We start from the raw sequence: 16969 nt of genomic DNA on the forward strand, positions 1-16969 counted from the left end.
AAGCCATTGCAGTGCTCTGGAACAGGGTTTTCGCAGCACCTGCCAATAGGCTCACCCACTACAAGAACACAAAAGGGGAGCGGTCATGAGAGACCGGATTAGGGCGCGTGCCCGGCGTGGTGCCTGGCCACTGGCGGCCAGCATGTGGCTGGCGCTGGCCATCTCGACAGCAGCAGGTGGTGCCCAGGCCGCCGCTGCCGAGGAGTACTCGGTGGAGTCGGCCAGGGCCAGCCAGAGCCTGTTGATCGATGCCGCCAATCTCGGTAAACGGCTAGTGGTGGTCGGCGACCGTGGCCATATCCTGTTCTCCGACGACCAGGGCAAGACCTGGACCCAGGCCCGGGTGCCCACCCGGCAGTTGCTCACGGCAGTGTTCTTCCTCGACGACAAGCGCGGCTGGGCGGTCGGCCATGACGCCCAGGTGCTGACCACCAACGATGGCGGCGCCACCTGGAGCAAACAGTTCGAAGACCTCGCGCGCGAAGCACCATTGCTCGACGTGACCTTCCTCGATGCCCAGCATGGATTTGCCGTGGGTGCCTATGGCGCCCTGATCGAGACCACCGATGGCGGCCAGCACTGGCAGGACATCGCCGAGCGGCTGGACAACCCCGATCAGTTGCACCTCAACGCTATTGCCAGCATCAAGGATGCGGGCCTGTTTGTCGTCGGCGAACAGGGCAGCATGTTCCGTTCCAGCGACAACGGCCAGAGCTGGTCGCGCGTCGAAGGCCCCTACGAGGGGTCGCTGTTCGGCGTGATCGCCACTGCTCACCCCCGCACGCTGCTGGCCTACGGCCTGCGCGGCAACCTGTTCCGTTCTACTGATTTCGGCGATACCTGGCAGCCGATCGCGCTCAAGGCTGCCCGTGGCTCGCTGGAGTTCGGCCTGGCGAGCGCCACCTTGCTCAAGGATGGCAGCCTGGTTCTGGTGGGCAATGGCGGCACGGTACTGCGCAGCCGCGATGACGGCCAGAGCTTCACGGTCTACAACCGCGCCGACCGTCTCGCCCTGTCGGGCGCCGCGGAGCTTGCCAATGGCGGTCTGCTGTTGGTGGGCCAAGGGGGCGTGCACCTGGCCACCGCTGAAGGCGCAGAGGAGGGGCAGCAATGACCAGCCGGGAGAGTTTCGACATGCACCAGCACCATCATCAAGACAAGGCGACCTTGCTCGAACGGCTGATTTTCAACAATCGGCCGGCCGTCATCGCCCTGTGCCTGCTGGTGAGCATCTTCCTGTTCTGGCAGGCCACGCAGATCCGCCCGTCTACCAGTTTCGAGAAGATGATCCCGCTGCAGCACCCGTTCATCGAACAGATGCTCGAGCACCGCAATGACTTGGCCAACCTCGGCAACACCGTGCGCATCTCGGTGGAAGCGGTCAATGGCGATATCTTCGACAAGGACTACATGGAGACCTTGCGCCAGATCCATGACGAGGTCTTCTACATTCCAGGCGTCGACCGGGCTGGGCTCAAGTCGCTGTGGAGTCCGAGCGTGCGCTGGACCGAGGTGACCGAAGACGGCTTCGCCGGCGGCGAGGTGATCCCCAACACTTACAATGGCTCGGCCGAAAGCCTCGACGAGCTGCGCGACAACGTGCTCAAGTCCGGCCAGGTCGGGCGTCTGGTGGCCAACAACTTCAAGTCCAGCATCGTCGACGTGCCGTTGATGGAGAGTTACCCGGACCCTCAAGACCAGAGCAAGCAGGTCAAGCTCGACTACCAGCAGTTTTCCCATCAGCTGGAAGAGAAGATTCGCGACAAGTTCCAGGCCCAGAATCCCAACGTGAAGATCCACATCGTCGGTTTCGCCAAGAAAGTCGGTGATCTGATCGACGGTCTGGTGATGGTGGTGATGTTCTTCGGCGTGGCCCTGGCCATCACCTGGGCACTGTTGTACTGGTTCACCTGGTGCATCCGCAGCACTATCGCCGTGCTCATCACCACCTTGGTGGCCGTGGTCTGGCAGTTGGGGCTGATGCATGCGGTCGGCTTCGGGCTGGATCCGTACTCGATGCTGGTGCCGTTCTTGATCTTCGCCATCGGCATCTCCCACGGGGTGCAGAAAATCAACGGCATCGCCTTGCAGTCGAGCGGAGCCGACAACGCCCTGACCGCTGCCCGGCGCACGTTCCGGCAGCTGTTCCTGCCGGGCATGATCGCCATCCTGGCCGATGCCGTGGGCTTCATCACCTTGCTGGTGATCGACATCGGCGTGATCCGTGAGCTTGCCATCGGTGCGTCGATCGGCGTGGCGGTGATCGTCTTCACCAACCTGATTCTGTTACCGGTAGCGATTTCCTACGTAGGCATCAGCCAAAAGGCCATTGCCCGCAGCAAGAAGGACGCCACCCGCGAACACCCGTTCTGGCGCCTGCTGGCCAACTTCGCCAGCCCCAAGGTGGCGCCGGTATCTATCGCCCTGGCCCTGGCGGCCTTTGCCGGCGGCCTGTGGTACAGCCAGAACCTCAAGATCGGCGACCTTGACCAGGGCGCGCCGGAGCTGCGTCCTGACTCGCGCTACAACCAGGACAACAACTTCATCATCAGCAATTACTCCACCAGCTCCGACGTGTTGGTGATCATGGTCAAGACCCCGGCCGAGAGCTGCTCGATCCATTCGACCATGGCTCCGATCGACGAGCTGATGTGGACCATGGAGAACACCCCCGGCGTGCAGTCGGCGATCTCCTTGGTGACCGTGTCCAAGCAAGTGATCAAAGGCATGAACGAGGGCAGCCTGAAATGGGAGACCCTGTCGCGCAACCCGGACGTGCTCAATAACTCCATCGCCCGCGCCGATGGCCTGTACAACGCCGATTGCTCCTTGGCGCCTGTGCTGGTGTTCCTCAACGATCACAAGGCCGAGACGCTGGAGCGGGTGACCGCGGCAGCCCAGGCCTTTGCCGACAGCCATAACAAAGAGGGCCTGCAGTTCCTCCTGGCGGCCGGTAACGCGGGCATCGAGGCGGCCACCAACGAAGTGATCAAGTCGGCCGAGCTGACCATCCTGGTGCTGGTGTACCTGTGCGTGGCAGTGATGTGCCTGATCACCTTCCGCTCGTTCGCTGCAACGCTGTGTATTGTCCTGCCACTGGTGCTCACCTCGGTGCTGGGCAACGCCCTGATGGCCTTCATGGGCATCGGCGTCAAGGTTGCCACCTTGCCGGTGGTGGCCCTGGGCGTGGGGATCGGCGTGGACTACGGCATCTACATCTACAGCCGTCTGGAGAGCTTCCTGCGGGCAGGGCTGCCGCTGCAGGAGGCCTACTACGAAACCTTGCGCTCCACCGGCAAGGCGGTGCTGTTCACCGGCCTGTGCCTGGCCATCGGGGTGTGCACCTGGATCTTCTCGGCGATCAAGTTCCAGGCGGACATGGGCCTGATGCTGACCTTCATGTTGCTGTGGAACATGTTCGGCGCGCTGTGGCTGCTGCCGGCGCTGGCGCGCTTCCTGATTCGTCCGCAGAAGCTGGCGGGCAAGGCGGGTGGGTCGATCTTCGCACATTGATCCGGAGGGGGGCCGCTTTGCGGCCCTTCGCAGGCGTGACTCGCGGCCACAGCTCTCGCGTCGCCGAGGCTATAATGCCGGTCCATTTCTCTGCGGACCTTTCCATGACCACCCTTGCCACTGCCCTCGAATCCTGTGACATGCTGCTGATCGATGGGCTGCATGCCTTCGATTTCACCTTCGACGCCGATGGCCTGTCGGTCGAATGCATGGACGGCCGTCAACTGCGCCGTTGGCGCTTCACGCCAGAGCAAGTCGCCGCCGCAGTCGCCGAGGGCGATCAATGGCTGCTCGACGATGCCGACGGTGAGCATCGGCTAGTCTGTATGGATGCCTTGCGCGCCTCGGAAGATGACGACGATGAAGATCTGGAAGAGCCTGCTGACCGCTAGTCTCATGGGCCTGACGTTCAACGCACACGCAGGCGTGCTGTTAGTCGGTAGCTATACCGATGGCGCCAGTCAGGGGCTCTATCGCTATAGCTTCGATACCCGCAGCGGCCAGATCGACCCCACGCCGCTGCAGGTGGTCAAGAGCGTGAGCCCCTCGTGGCTGGTGCTCTCGGCTGACCAGCGCTTGCTGTTCGTGGTCAACGAAACGCCCCAAGGCCACGTGAGCAGTTTTTCGCTGGGCACCCAGGGCCAGATCAAGCCGCTCAACCAGGTGGCCAGCCGTGGCGACGAGCCGACCCATGCCAGCCTCAGTCATGACCAGCGCTACCTGTTCATTGCCAACTACGCTGTCGCACCTGTGCCGGGGGGGAGCCTGGTGGTGATCCCGGTGACACGGGACGGCACGCTCAAGGAGGCGGTCCAGCAGCTGCGCCATGCCCCGAGCAAGGTCAATCCCGAACGTCAGTCCGGTGCCCATGTGCACTCGGTGGTACTTTCGCCCGACGGTCGCCACCTGTACGCCAGCGACCTGGGCGCCGACAAGGTATTCATCTACCGCTACGACGGTGCCAGCCCCCAGCATCCCTTGAGCCCGGCGATCCCCGCTTCGGTGGCCTTGCCTGCCGGCAGCGGCCCGCGTCATCTGTTGTTCGACGCCAAGGGCCGGTACGCCTACCTGACCTTGGAAATGAGCGGCGAGGTGGTGACGTTCGAGGCCCAGGACGGCAACCTGATCGAACGCCAGCGCCTGCCCCTGACCGAGCAGCAGGATGCTGCGGCCAAGGCGTCCGGAGGGCTGCACTTGTCGGCCGACGGCCGATTCCTCTATGTCAGCAACCGCGGCACTGCCAACGAGATCGTGGTGTATGCGGTGGGCAAGGATGACGGCCAGTTGAGCCTGTTGCAGCGCCGCTCGGTGGAGGGAGACCACCCCCGGGAGTTCGCCCTCGATCCGAGTGGCAACTTCTTGCTGGTGGCCAACCAGAAGAGCAACCAGATCGTGGTCATGCGCCGCGACCCACGCAGCGGCAAGCTCGGCGAGACCGTCCAGACCCTGTCCCAGGACGCGCCGTCGGACCTCAAGTTTCTCGAGTGACTATCAATCGGCTTGATAATCGCTACTGGCGCAATGAATTTCTGCGGGCCTCCCTGGCGGCGTAAGTTTGACCCAAGGCCAACAACGGCCATCGTCAAACCATCGAAGTCGAGGACAGCCCGCATGAACTTCAATCTCTTCCCGGTCATTGCCGCTTCCGCCATTTCCGCCTCTGTCGTCCTGCCTGCCCATGCTCAGGTCGAAGTGCGCGGTAAATCGTCTGTCACCCAGAGCTATACCGAAAAGTACCTGCAGCAAAGCGCGCATTTCCATGCAGCCCTGGGCGGAAAACACGCACATTGATTCGTAGAAGGGGTGGTAGTAGCACAACGCCATATGTTTAAATTTGACGCTGTATTTTTGACTCCGGAGGTGGAGCATGATGTGGCGTATCGCGGCGGTGGTGCTGTTGCTGTTCTCTTCGCCGATCCTGGCTATCTGAAAGATATAAACGCCGGTCTCGGGTCGCTGCGCCGGCCTCTTCGCGGGTGAACCCGCTCCCACAGGTCCTTCGGTGCTCTCAAGCACACCGCTGTACCTGTGGGGACGGGCTTATCGAGGCGTCGAGCCGCCGCGAATGGGCACCCTGCAGACACAGGGCCTCAGCGGGCCATGATGGCCTTGAACAGGTCTGATTCCAGCCAGCCCTGCAACCAAGTGCGCACACGTGGGTATGGTGCCCCGGCAAACCAGGCCGGTTCCACCCCCGCAAACTGACGCATCAAGGGGAGCAGGGCGGCATCGGCCAGGCTCGGGTGCTCTGCCAGCAGGTACGGATGGCCTTCGAGCAATCCTTCCAGCTCCGCCAGCCAGGGTTCGGCCTGCTGGCGATAGTGCTCGCGCGAATGTTCAGGGTAACGTTCGGCGTACTTGTACAGATTCACCTGGGCCTTGAAGGTGTGGTCGTTGCGCGCAATCAGCTCCAACGCCTGGGCCGCCGCCGCGGGGGCGGCCTGCAGACGCCAATCCTGTGGATCGTTCTGCTCCAGGGCCCAGCGCATGATGTCCAAGCTTTCTTCAAGCACGTGGTCACCGGTGTCGAGCACCGGCACCGTGCCCTTGGGCGACAATGCCAGGAGTTCGGCGGGCTTGTTCTTCATCGCCACTTCGCAAATCTCCACCGGGCAGCCGGCATAACGCAGGGCCAGGCGTGCGCGCATGGCCCAGGGGCAGCGGCGGAACGAATAGAGCCTCACCCACACACCTCCACATCGCTCAGGCCATTGCCCTGGCGGCGGACCTGGATTTGCACCGGGATGCGCTCGTGCATCTCCTGCACATGGGAGATCACCGCCACCTTGCGCCCCTGTGCCTGCAGGCCGTCGAGGGCATCCATCGCCAGTTGCAGAGACTCCGGGTCCAGGCTACCGAAGCCCTCATCGATGAACAGCGATTCGATGCGCAGGGTACTGGAGGCCATGGACGCCAAGCCCAGGGCGAGGGCCAGGGACACCAGGAAGGTTTCGCCGCCGGAAAGCGAATGCACCGAGCGCAGCTCGTCGCCCATCTCGGTGTCCAGTACCAGCAGGCCCAGGGCACTGCCGCCGCGCTTGAGGCGATAGCGCTTGGCCAGTTGGCGCAATTGGCTGTTGGCGTGATGCAGCAACAAGTCCAGGTTGTAGCCTTGGGCAATCTTGCGGAAGACGTCGCCCGAGGCCGAGCCGATCAGGGCGTTCAGACGTGCCCAGCGCTGCCACTGGTGATAGGCCTGCTCGATCTCGCTGGCCAACGCCTGGTGCGCTTGCTGGCGACGTTGATCGTCGGCCTGACGGGCGCGCAGTTCGGCGCACTGCTGCTCCTGGCTGGCCAGCGCTTGCTCGAGGGTGGTCAGCGCTTCTTCCAGAGACTCGGGGTCCACTTCGCCGGTGGCTTGGGCGACGTGCTGCTGCAGGCGCTGTTCACGCTCCTGCAACAGCACGCGGCCTTGCTCGATGGCTTTTTCCGCCGTTTGCAGACGCTGGCGCAGTTCGCCGAGCTGGGCATCCTCGATGGCCAGCAGGCGGTCGAGGCCGGTGTCGTCCAGTTCGGGATGTTCGCTGCGCCATTGGGCGATCTGGCCTTGCAACTGCTGGCACTCCTGCTCCAGCGCCTGCTGGCGCTGGCGGCTGGACTTGAGCTCGCCGGCCAGTTGCACACCTTGGGTGCGCAGCGCCTGCAAGCGCTCGGCGGTCTCGGTCTCGGCGAGGCGGGCATGTTCCAGTTGCGCGTCCATGTGCTGTTGCCAGGCCTCGGCACTGGGCTGTTCGCCGAGCAGTTCAGCCAGGGTGGCCAAGGCTTGCAGGCGCTGTTCATCCAGGGTGGCGAGCTTGTGTTGGAGTTGCTGCTGGGTGTTCAGGCGCAATTGCTGCTGGTCGCGCAGCTTGTCCAGCTGAACCTGGCGTGCCTGTTGTTCTTGTTGCTCGTCCTTGCGCTGGTCGAGCTGCTGGCGGCGCTGGGCGATCTGCTGGTCGAGGCCGAGGAAGGCGTTGGCCGGATCGTCGCGCAGGGCCTGGAGGATGTCCGCGGGCAGGACGTTGGTCAGATCGTTGATACCTTGCTCAAGCTGTTGCTCATCGGTCGCCAGGGCCTGGTGTTGTTGCTCGAGATGACGCTGGGCCTGCTGCTGGGCTTCGCTGGCAGCCTGCAACTGCTGGTTCAGGCGGGCAGCGTCTTTTTGCAGGGCGAGCAGGGTGCCCTGGCGCTTCTCGTCGCGGGTGATCTCTTCATCCAGGCGGCGCAGCTGGCCGTCGAGCCAGGCACTGCGGCCTTTGTCGTCCTGCGGTGCGAGGGCGGGCCACAGGGCATGGGCCTGGAGCTGCTCGAGGAGCGGTTGCAGTTGCTCGCCCAACTGTACCTGTTGCTGCTGGTAGTCCTTGAGCTGGGCGTTGACCACGCCCAGTTGGGTACGCAGTTCCATCAACTGGTTGTTGAGGGCCTCGACCTGGGTGCGGGCGGCGTCTTCTTCGGCCTGGTCATGGCGGCCCAGGCTCTGTAACAGGGCTTCGGGCTGGTGGAAGGGATGCTCGGCGCTGCCGCAAACAGGGCAGGGCTCGCCGTCGCGCAGTTGCGCGCGCAGCTCCTCGACACTGCTGGTTCGTGCCAGGCGCTGGCGTTCCAGTAACTGGCGGGTCAGGGCGAGGGCCTGTTCGGCGGCTTCCAGCTCGGCCTTGGCGGCGGTGCCTTGGCCGATGAGCTGTTGGCGCTGTTGCATGGCCTGCTGCTGGCGTTCGCGCAGGCTGGCCAGGGTATGACGCAGTTCCTGTTCGCGGCCGTGCAAGCGTGACAAGTCTTCGACCACGCGTTGCTGCTTGCGGTTGTCCTGAAGCATTGCGCCCAGCAGGTCGATCTGCTCGGCCAGCGCCTGGGGTTCGGCACCGGCTTCGCGGAACAATAGCTCGAAGCTGTCGCGTTGGGACTGCAATTGGGCATTGGCCTGGCTGACCTGGGCCTGCAGGCCCGGCAGCTCTTCACGGCCCTTGGCCAGGCGGCCGCCTACCAGCATCACTTGCTTCAACTGCGGCAGATAAGCCTGCCAGGCATCGGTCAGCCCGGCCAGTTGTTCACTGTGCGCGAGCGCCGCGTCGATCTGCGCCAAGGTGTGCAGACTGCGTTGCTGGTTTTCCTCCAACTGCTGCAATTGCTGCTGGCCATCAGCGACCTCCTGGGCCGCCTGCTCGGCAGCGGCGCGTTGGGCGGCCAGTTCTTCGCTCAGGCGCGCCAGGCTGTCCTGGGCAGCGAAGGCCTGGCGCAGGCGTGGGGCGTTTTCGCTGTGCTGGGCTTGGCGCTGGGCAAGCGCATGGCGCGCGCCTTCAAGCGCCTGCTCGAGTTCGCCCATGCGGGCTTGCAGTTCGTCTTGCTGGCGGGCTTGGTCGGCGAGCTCCGCAGCCAGTGGGGTCAACTGTGCGGTCAGCACTTGCTGGCGATGGAACTGATGGCGCTGCGGCGCGAGGCGTTCCAGGCGCTGCAGGTCCAGGCGCTGCTCGGCCAGTTGCTGCCACTGTTGCTCGGCCGCGTGCAGCGCCTGTTGGGCCTCGGTGTACTGGGCCTGTAGCTGGCGCTGCTCCTGAAGCCAGGTGCGTTGTTGCTGCAGTTGCCGCTGGCGCGCCTGGTCGGCCTTGAACTGTTGCTGGGCCTGCTCCAGTTGCTGGTCGAGTGCGGCGCGGGCTTCGGTGTCCATGGGCAGCAGGTGCTCGGCCTGTTTCTGCAGGTCGTTGTGCCGTTCGCCGGTTTCCTTGGCCTTGGTGAAGGCGCGTTGGCCCAGGCGGGTGTAGATGGCGGTGTTGGTGAGCTTTTCGAGCAGCTCGCTGCGTTCTTTGTCGTCGGCCTTGAGGAAGGCGCCGAATTCGCTCTGGGCCAACATCACCGCGCGGGTGAACTGCTCGAAGTTCAGGCCCAGGCGTGCTTCGACCAAATGCTTGTATTCGTTCTTGCCGCTGCCAAGCAGTTGCTCGCTGTCCAGGTCGTACAGGCTCTGGCGGCTGTGTTGCAGCTTGCCATTGGCTTTCTCGCGGGCGCGGTTGGCTTCCCAGCGGGCGCGGTAGCGGCGCCCGTCGATGCCGACGAAGTCCACCTCGGCATAGCCGCTGCCGGTACCTCTGCGCAGCAGGTTGCGTGGGTCGGAGGTCGGGATCTCGCCATCGGCGTCGGGCACCTTGGCCTCCCGGCCGATGTCGTCCAGGCGGGGGACTGCGCCGAACAGCGCCAGGCACAGGGCATCGAGCAGGGTGCTCTTGCCAGCGCCGGTGGGGCCGGTGATGGCGAACAGGCCGGCGCTGGCCAGGGGCTCGGCGGTGAAGTCGATGTCGATCGGGCCTGCCAAGGAGGCGAGGTTTTTCAGGCGAATGGCAAGGATCTTCATGGCTGAGCCTCCTCCAACTGGACGTCTTGCAGCAGCTGGGCGAAATCAGCCAGAGCCTGCTCATCGACCGGGTTGCCATAGGCCTGTTCCCAGGCGCGACTGAACAGGTCTTGCGGGGTCAATTGCGACAGCTCGACGAAGGGTTGCTCGTCCTCGTCCTGCCTGTCGCGCCCAGCGTATTCGGCGCTGATGCGCACCAGACGCACGGCCTTGCCTTGCAGGGCACTCTCGACCTGCTGGCGCAGGTCTGGCTGCGGCTCGTCCAGGTGCACCCGCACTTCCAGCCAGCTCTGGCGGTTGGGATCGTCCAGAAGATCGATCACCGGCAGGTCGGCCAGCTGTTGCAGCAACTCGCCCAAAGGTGCCGGACCGATACGTTGCAGGGCCACGGCCCGTGGTATCGGGCGAGGCTCGACGCTGACCAGCTCGGCGCCGTCGAGCTCGATTTCCAGTACCTGGTGCGGATAGTTGATTTCAGCGAACGACAACGGAATCGGTGAGCCGCTGTAGCGGATGCGCTCCTCACGGTTGACCCGTTGCGGTTTGTGCAGGTGGCCCAGGGCGACATAGCTGATGGCTTTGTCGAACAGACGCGCCGGCAGGGCCTCGGCGTTGCCGATGATCAGGCTGCGCTCGGAGTCTTCCGAGACTGCGCCGCCGGCCATGTGCGCATGGCTGATGGCGACCAGGGCCTGGTCTTTCTTGCGCTTGGCCTGGGCAGCGGCGATCAGTTGCTGGTGCACCTGGGTGATGCCTTGCAGGTAGTCGTCGCCCAGCTGTGGGCCGGTGACTTCCGCCGGGCGCAGGAATGGCAGGGCCAAACACCAGGCGCAGACCTTGCCGCGGGCATTGGTCAGCGGAATCAGCAGGCGCTCGGCGTCCAGCTGGCCTTCATCGAGCCAATGCACACGGCCCAGCGCGTGAGTACGCAGGCGCCGCATCAAGGCAGCCGGCAGTTCGATCCGCGAGCCGGAATCGTGGTTGCCGGCGATCATCACGATGTCGAGCTTGGGCTGTTGCTCATGGGCCTGGACGATGAAGTCGTAGAGCCGCTCCTGGGCTTTGACCGGTGGGTTGACCGTGTCGAAGATGTCGCCGGCGATCAACAAGGCGTCGGGTTGGCGCAGGCGCAGCTGGCCGAGCAGCCAGTCGAGGAAGCAGGCATGTTCGAAGTCGCGTTCCTGGCCGTGCAGGCTTTGGCCCAGGTGCCAGTCGGAGGTGTGAAACAGACGCATTGAAATTTCCGCAAGCATGCAGGCGTGGAGTCAAGGACCACGCGCTGAAGGTTATTTGGGGTAAAGCGGCGGCAGGCTGCCTGTTTCGCCCGAAGGCGTCAGAACCTGCTCGGCCGGTGGGATGGTGCCGATGGCACGCCACAGCTCGTCGCCTTGCCAGTACTGGCCGCTTTCGCTGTACAAGGCGCCATTGAGCCCATCCAAGGCATCGGACAAGGGTACGAAACGGGCGGCCATCTCGGCCAGGGTTTCCGGCTGCTGGCGTGCCCAGGCGTCAAGCGCCTGACGAGTGGCCTGGGGGTCGTTGGCCTGGCAGGCGCGCTTGAGATCGTCCAGCAGGCTGCGCGGGCTCGGACCGCTTTGGGTGGCCCGCAGCACCGCCGGCTGCGAGCGGGCGCGCCACCACAGGGCGAAGCCCAGCAGGGTGGTCAGCGCCAGCACCAGGGTCGCGAGCTGCCAGGGCCACACGCGAGCATTGCTGGCACTGCTGTCGCCGACCGGCGTGTCGGCGCTCAGGGCCGGGTTGTCTTCCACTTGCAGGGTGCGCGCCGGCAGGCTGCTGTGCTCCAGATGGTCTTCGCGGGTATTCCACCAGGTAATTTCCAGTGCAGGCAGGGCCAGGGCGCCGCTGTGGGTCGGGACCAGTGCCTCGCGCTCCTCGCGATTGGCGGTCATGCCCCGTTCGCTGATTTCATTGCGCAGTACAGGTTGGTCCGGATAGCGGCGCAAACCGTGGATCTCGGTGGCTGGCAAAGGCGGTAGCTGGGTGCTGGACAGCCCCTCGGCGCGCAAGGTGATGCTGCGGGTCAGGGAGTCGCCGATCTGCGTCTGCTGGTTGCTTGGGTCCGGGCTCCAGTGTTCTTCCAGGGTCAGGCTTCGCGTCGGCAGCCAGGGTTGATCGGCAGGCCAGGCGCCGGGGATCGGCCGCACCTTCAGCTGCAGTGGCAACGAGCTGACCTGGACCTGGCGACCCACGCGCGGGGTGCCGGCCGGCTGCTCGCCATTGTCGGCGGCGGTGGCGGTGAAGGTCAGTGCCGGGAGCTCCAGGGTGCCGCTTTGTTGCGGGTAGATCGCATAGCGGGTCTCGATCACGCCGTGGCGTACGCCGTTGATTTCCTTTTCATAGGTCCGCGATTCGCCCAACGGCTCGACCTTGGCGTTGTCCAGTTGCAAGGGGCTCAGGCTGCTGTCGTCGTACAGCGACACCGAGTGATAGATGCGCAGCGTCAACACGGCCTGGGCCTGGACGTACACCTCTGGGCTGTCCAGGCTGGCCTCGACGAAGACTTTGGAGGCGCTCTCGGGACGGCTGGCATCGGCTTGCAGTACTTGCAGCTCGATGGCTTGGCTCTGCGACTGGCCCAGTTGCAGCTCAGGGATACGCAAGCTGCCACTGCGCTTGGGCAGCAGGGTGATGATCCAGCGGGTGCTCGCGCGGGTCTCGCCGTCAAGGGTGTGCAGGCTGTTGAGCTGGCGGGTGCCACGCACTTCGAAGTCGCCTTCCAGGGCGCGCAGGTCGGGCTTGCCGAATTGTGTGACGTCCTGGCTTTCCAGGGTCAGCTCCAAGGTTTCGCCGGCCTGCAGGCGAGTGCGGTCGACGCTGGCCTGCAGGGTCGGTTGGGCCTGGGCCTGGAGAAGCCACAGCAGGCTGAATAGTAAGACGCCGAGGCGACTCATCGTGAGGTGTCCTGATGCAATTGCTGTTCATACCAGAATTTGCGCCGCAGCAGCTGGGCCGGGTTGTCGGGGATTTCCCGCAACCATTGCTCCAGGGCCTGGCGCTGTTCGGCATCCAGGCTGGTGGAGACCGGCCGCTGCGGCGGCTGGGTGGTGCTGTCGTCATCGCCAGGTTGCGAGCTGCCTGGCCCTTGCGCATTGCTTGCGTTCTCGCCCTGAGCCTGGGAGGAGGCCTGCTCATCGCTGCCAGGTGTGCTTTGGGCTGGGCTGGACGCTGAGCTGCTGTTGCCCTCGGTCTCGTTGCCGGGGGTACCTTCGGACTCGCTGCCGGCCGGTCGTTCCTCGGCCTTGGCCTGGCGTTGCTGCAACAATTGCTGGACCAACGCCTGGTTGTCCAGGGCCGGCTGCAGGTCGGGTTGACGTTCCAGGGCCTGCTCATAGGCATCCAGCGCGGCTTCCAGCTCCCCGGCGCGGGCCAAGGCATTGCCTCGATTGTAGTGGGCTGCGGCGCTGCTGCCTTGGGCGAAGGCCTTGGCTGCTGCTTCATAGTCGCCCGCCTGGTACAGCGCCATACCGCGCCACTGCGGGTCTTCGAAGTGCCGGGCAGCGTCGGCAGGGTGTTGTTGCTCGAGCAGGCGCTGGCCTTGCTGGTCCGGGCGCAGCCACAGGTCGTTGAATTCGAAGGCCTGGCTCGGTTGCGGCAAGGCCAGCAGTAGCGGCAGGCAGAACAGCCAACCGCGCCGACCGGCGCAGGCGGCCAGCACGAGCAAGGGCAGCAGCAGCCAGTAGCCTTGGTCCGCCCAGCTGTCCAGTTGCACGGTCTGGCCGTTGCTGCGCAGGGCGTGAGGGTTATCGAACAGCCCCAGGCCACGCAGGTCCAGGTCGTCGATGCGGGCGTGGCGGTAACGTCCACCGGTGCCGTTGATGAAGGCTTTGAGACTGGCGCTGTCCAGGCGGGGCAGGAGAATGCCGCCCTGATCGTCCTTGAGGTATTCGCCGTTGGCCTGACGCACCGGTGCGCCCTCGCTGCTGCCGATCCCGAGCATCAGCAGGCTGGGGCCCTGACGGCCCAGGGCCTTGAGTATGCCGCTGCGTTCGGCGTCGCTCAGCGCCGAGCCGATCAGCAACAGACGCCCCTGGCCCAGGCCGCTCTGGGCGAGCAGGGCAAGGCCTTTCTGCACGGCCAGGTCGGCCCGTTGGCCGGGCTGCGGCATGATCGACGGATCGACCGCCTCCAGGAGGTTGCGGGTGGTGCCCAGGTCGTCGGACAGCGGCACCAGGGTATGCGCGCTGCCGGCATACACCACCAGGGCGGTCTGGCTGTCGCGACGGTGCTCGAGCAGGTCGAAGATCTTGCGGCGGGCCTGCTCCAGGCGGTTGGGCGTGCTGTCTTCGGCGAGCATCTGTGGAGTCAGCTCGAGCAGGATCACCAGCGGGTCGGCGGGGCGCTGGCGGGTTTCTTCCAGGCGTTGCCAGCTTGGGCCAAGCAAGGCCAGGACCACCAACAGCCAGGCCAGGCCCAGGGCGATCCACGGCAACTTGCTGGTCTGGCCGTTGCCGCCGCCGAGCAGCACACCATGGAATTGCACGGGAAGGATCAGCTGCCAGCGCCCGGCGCGTTTGCGCCGGTGCCAGAGCTTGAACAGCAGCCAGCCGAGCAGAGGGATCACCAGCAGCCAGAGAGGGCGCAGCCATTGCGGCCAGAGTTCGATCATCGCCGCCTCCTCAGACGCAGGCGCTTGAGGCGCTGGCGCCATTCCGGGTGCGGCTGTAGAAAGCGCGGTCGGCGCAGCAGGCGTTGGAAGAGGTTGTCCGGCCATTGCACGGCGACCACCAGCAGCACGCTCAAGAGCAATGCCAAGGCCAGCGGCCAGGCGTAGAGGGCTTTGGCAGTGCGTGCCTGGGTCGGTTGCTGGGCCACCGGTTCGAGCTGGTCGAGGGTATCGCCGATCGCGACCAGCTCGGCGCCGTCATGGGCGCGGAAGTAGGCCCCCTGGGTCAGTTCGGCGATCTCTTTGAGCGAGGCTTCGTCCAGGTCCAGGCTCGGGTTAAGGCCCAGCAACCCTGGCGTACCGCTGGCTTCGGGGTTGGCACCGATGCCGATGGTGTAGATGCGCACGCCTTCCTGGGCGGCCAGGCGGGCGGCGGTGAGCGGGTGGATCTGCCCACCGTTGTTGGCTCCGTCGGTGATCAGCACCAGCACCCGGCTCTGCGCCGGACGCTGGCGCAGGCGTTTGACCGCCAGGCCAATGGCGTCGCCGATGGCGGTGTTCTTACCGGCGATGCCGATCTGCGCCTCGTCGAGAAAGGTGCGCACGGTGCGTCGGTCAAAGGTCAGCGGCGCCTGCAGGTAGGCTTCGCTGCCGAATAGGATCAACCCGACCCGGTCGCCCTCGCGGTCCTGGAGAAAATCGCCGAGCAGCGCCTTGACCAGGTCCAGGCGGCTGATTTCGTCGTCCTTCCACTGCATGTCGGGAAAGTCCATCGAGCCGGACACATCCACCGCCACCAGCAGGTCGCGACCGCTGGCCGCCACCGGCACCGGATCGCCGAGCCATTGGGGACGGGCAGCGGCCAGCAGCAGGAGCAGCCAGATCGTCACGAAGGGCGCCTGCTGGCGCCAGGTCGGCAGATTCAGGCGGGCACGGCGCCCGGCCAGGCCTTCGAGTTCATCGAGAAAGCCCACCTTGAGCACCGGCTCGCCGCTGTCGGCAGCCGGCAGCACCAGGCGCGCGAGCCACGGCAACGGTAACAGCAAGAAGACCCACGGCCAGGCCAGCTCAAACATGCTTGCGGATCCAGATTTCGACCGCCTGGGCGAGCCCGGCGATGGCCTTGTCGTCGAGCTTGCACTCGGGTTTGTAGGCGCCTTCGACCAGCACCATCCAGCGGGTCAGGCCTGCGGCCGGGCAGCGGTTGTCTAGAAACGCCAGCCACTGACGGCCGTTGAGCGTGTGGCTGTTGGCGCCGGGGTAGTGGTTGCGGCACAGGCGTTTGAGCAGCGCGTTGATGTGCTGCAGCCAGGCGCCGGCAGGTGCGCCGTCGTAGGGGCGGGGCAGGCGAGCCAGTTCGGCCAGTGCTTCCAGGCGGATGGGGTCCAGCGGCTGCTCGGCGCGCACCACTCGGGGTTTGGCCGGACGCCAGTGGCGCAGTCGCCACAGCCCCCAGCCGAGCAGGGGCAGCAGGGCGAGCAGGCCCCACCAGCCCGGCGCGGGCGGCCACAGGCTCACGGCCGGCGGTGCGATCAAGGGTTGCAACTGGTCCAGCGGGTTCATTGACCGCTCCCCGGGCGCTGGGCGTTGAGGTACTCACGCAGTTGCTCGATCATCTCGCTCTGGGTGCTCAAGGGCATCAACAGTACCCGCAGCTTCTGCGCCAGCAGCTCCCAGCGCTCGATGCGCGCCTCGGCCTGCTGGCGGTAGGCCTGGCGCAGGTTGGCATCGAGGGTGTCGAGCTCCAATTGGGCACTGCGTTGGGCAAAACGCAGCAAGCCGGCGGCCGGCAGCGCGTGGTCGAGCGGGTCGGAGACGGGCATCAGCAACAGATCGCAGTGGCGCGAGAGCATGCTCAGGTGCTGCTCGACACCAGGGGTCAAGGCGCGTTCGTCACAGATGATGATGGCCAGGCTGCCTGGGCGCAGCACCTCGCGGGCGCGGCGCAAGGCAAGGCCCAAGCTGTCGGGCTGGGGCACGGCCTCGGTGTGCAGCGACTGGTTCACTTTGGCCAGTCGGTTGAGCAACTGCAGCAGGCTTTGTTTGCTGCGCCGGGGTTTGATCTCGTGGTGTTCGTTGTCGCCGAACACCAGTCCGCCGATGCGGTCGTTGTGGCCCAGCGCGGCCCAGCCGAACAGGGCCGCAGCCTGGGCCGCCAGGACTGACTTGAACATCAGTCCGGAGCCGAAGAACAGGCGTTGGCTCTGCTCGACCAGGATGAAGATCGGCCGTTCGCGCTCCTCGTGGAACAGCTTGGTATGCGGCTCCTGGGTGCGCGCGGTGACGCGCCAGTCGATGTTGCGCACGTCGTCGCCGGCTTGGTAGACCCGCACCTGGTCGAAGTCCACGCCGCGTCCGCGCAGCTTGGAGTGGTGCAGGCCCACCAGCGGGCTGCGCTGGCCGGGCCGGGAAAACAGCTGGATTTCGCGCACGCGGTGACGCATGTCGATCAACTCGGCAAGGCCGATGCGGATGCCGGGTTCGGTCAGGTGCGCGGTGGGCATGGG

General features: G+C 65.3%; 13 protein-coding genes. 5 read left to right on the forward strand and 8 right to left on the reverse strand.

Translation table 11 applies throughout. The annotated features are described in order from the left end of the window. The first annotated feature begins 85 nt into the window (after positions 1 to 85). From BLS27_RS06940 to BLS27_RS06960, 5 genes are all read left to right on the forward strand, one after another. Positions 86 to 1114, forward strand: a complete 1029-nt coding sequence (locus BLS27_RS06940) for a WD40/YVTN/BNR-like repeat-containing protein (RefSeq protein WP_090343833.1) — start codon at positions 86 to 88, stop codon at positions 1112 to 1114. Beyond that, positions 1111 to 3513, forward strand: a complete 2403-nt coding sequence (locus BLS27_RS06945; protein ID WP_090343835.1) for an efflux RND transporter permease subunit — start codon at positions 1111 to 1113, stop codon at positions 3511 to 3513. The genes BLS27_RS06940 and BLS27_RS06945 overlap by 4 nt, the downstream gene beginning before the upstream one ends. Positions 3514 to 3617: 104 nt before the next feature. After that, on the forward strand, positions 3618 to 3905 hold the full coding sequence (locus BLS27_RS06950; protein WP_043206779.1) for a DUF5629 family protein: 288 nt from the start codon (positions 3618 to 3620) through the stop codon (positions 3903 to 3905). Beyond that, a complete protein-coding gene (locus BLS27_RS06955) occupies positions 3874 to 5001 on the forward strand; it encodes a lactonase family protein (protein WP_437343466.1) in 1128 nt (375 codons plus the stop codon). The genes BLS27_RS06950 and BLS27_RS06955 overlap by 32 nt, the downstream gene beginning before the upstream one ends. A gap of 123 nt (positions 5002 to 5124) precedes the next feature. Continuing rightward, a complete protein-coding gene (locus tag BLS27_RS06960) occupies positions 5125 to 5304 on the forward strand; it encodes a hypothetical protein (protein ID WP_043206774.1) in 180 nt (59 codons plus the stop codon). Positions 5305 to 5603: 299 nt separating this feature from the next. On the opposite strand, the gene BLS27_RS06965 is transcribed toward BLS27_RS06960, so the two are convergent. Genes BLS27_RS06965 through BLS27_RS07000 form a run of 8 tightly spaced genes read right to left on the reverse strand, consistent with a single transcriptional unit; the run spans position 5604 to position 16966 of the window. After that, positions 5604 to 6197, reverse strand: coding sequence for a glutathione S-transferase (locus BLS27_RS06965; RefSeq protein WP_090343837.1), 594 nt, complete (start codon positions 6195 to 6197; stop codon positions 5604 to 5606). Continuing rightward, positions 6194 to 9838 carry an AAA family ATPase gene (locus BLS27_RS06970; protein WP_090343840.1) on the reverse strand — a complete coding sequence of 1215 codons (3645 nt, stop codon included), beginning with the start codon at positions 9836 to 9838 and terminating at the stop codon, positions 6194 to 6196. Before BLS27_RS06970 ends, BLS27_RS06965 begins: the two co-directional genes overlap by 4 nt. Beyond that, complete coding sequence (locus tag BLS27_RS06975) at positions 9835 to 11073, reverse strand: exonuclease SbcCD subunit D C-terminal domain-containing protein (RefSeq protein ID WP_090343842.1); 1239 nt, start codon at positions 11071 to 11073, stop codon at positions 9835 to 9837. The genes BLS27_RS06970 and BLS27_RS06975 overlap by 4 nt, the downstream gene beginning before the upstream one ends. 51 nt (positions 11074 to 11124) lie before the next feature. Beyond that, entirely contained in the window at positions 11125 to 12750 is a 1626-nt protein-coding gene (locus BLS27_RS06980; RefSeq protein ID WP_043206767.1) for a BatD family protein, read from the reverse strand. Continuing rightward, positions 12747 to 14465 (reverse strand): tetratricopeptide repeat protein, encoded by a 1719-nt coding sequence (locus BLS27_RS06985; protein WP_090343844.1) that lies wholly within the window; start codon positions 14463 to 14465, stop codon positions 12747 to 12749. Before BLS27_RS06985 ends, BLS27_RS06980 begins: the two co-directional genes overlap by 4 nt. After that, positions 14462 to 15538 (reverse strand): vWA domain-containing protein, encoded by a 1077-nt coding sequence (locus BLS27_RS06990; protein ID WP_043206765.1) that lies wholly within the window; start codon positions 15536 to 15538, stop codon positions 14462 to 14464. The genes BLS27_RS06985 and BLS27_RS06990 overlap by 4 nt, the downstream gene beginning before the upstream one ends. Next, positions 15531 to 16025 carry a DUF4381 domain-containing protein gene (locus tag BLS27_RS06995; protein ID WP_070573355.1) on the reverse strand — a complete coding sequence of 165 codons (495 nt, stop codon included), beginning with the start codon at positions 16023 to 16025 and terminating at the stop codon, positions 15531 to 15533. Before BLS27_RS06995 ends, BLS27_RS06990 begins: the two co-directional genes overlap by 8 nt. Continuing rightward, the gene (locus tag BLS27_RS07000; protein ID WP_043206852.1) at positions 16022 to 16966 is read right to left on the reverse strand and encodes a DUF58 domain-containing protein; all 945 of its coding nucleotides are present in this window, start codon (positions 16964 to 16966) and stop codon (positions 16022 to 16024) included. Before BLS27_RS07000 ends, BLS27_RS06995 begins: the two co-directional genes overlap by 4 nt. Positions 16967 to 16969: the final 3 nt, after the last annotated feature.

It is taken from the genome of Pseudomonas guariconensis (assembly GCF_900102675.1).
GTDB lineage: Bacteria > Pseudomonadota > Gammaproteobacteria > Pseudomonadales > Pseudomonadaceae > Aquipseudomonas > Aquipseudomonas guariconensis.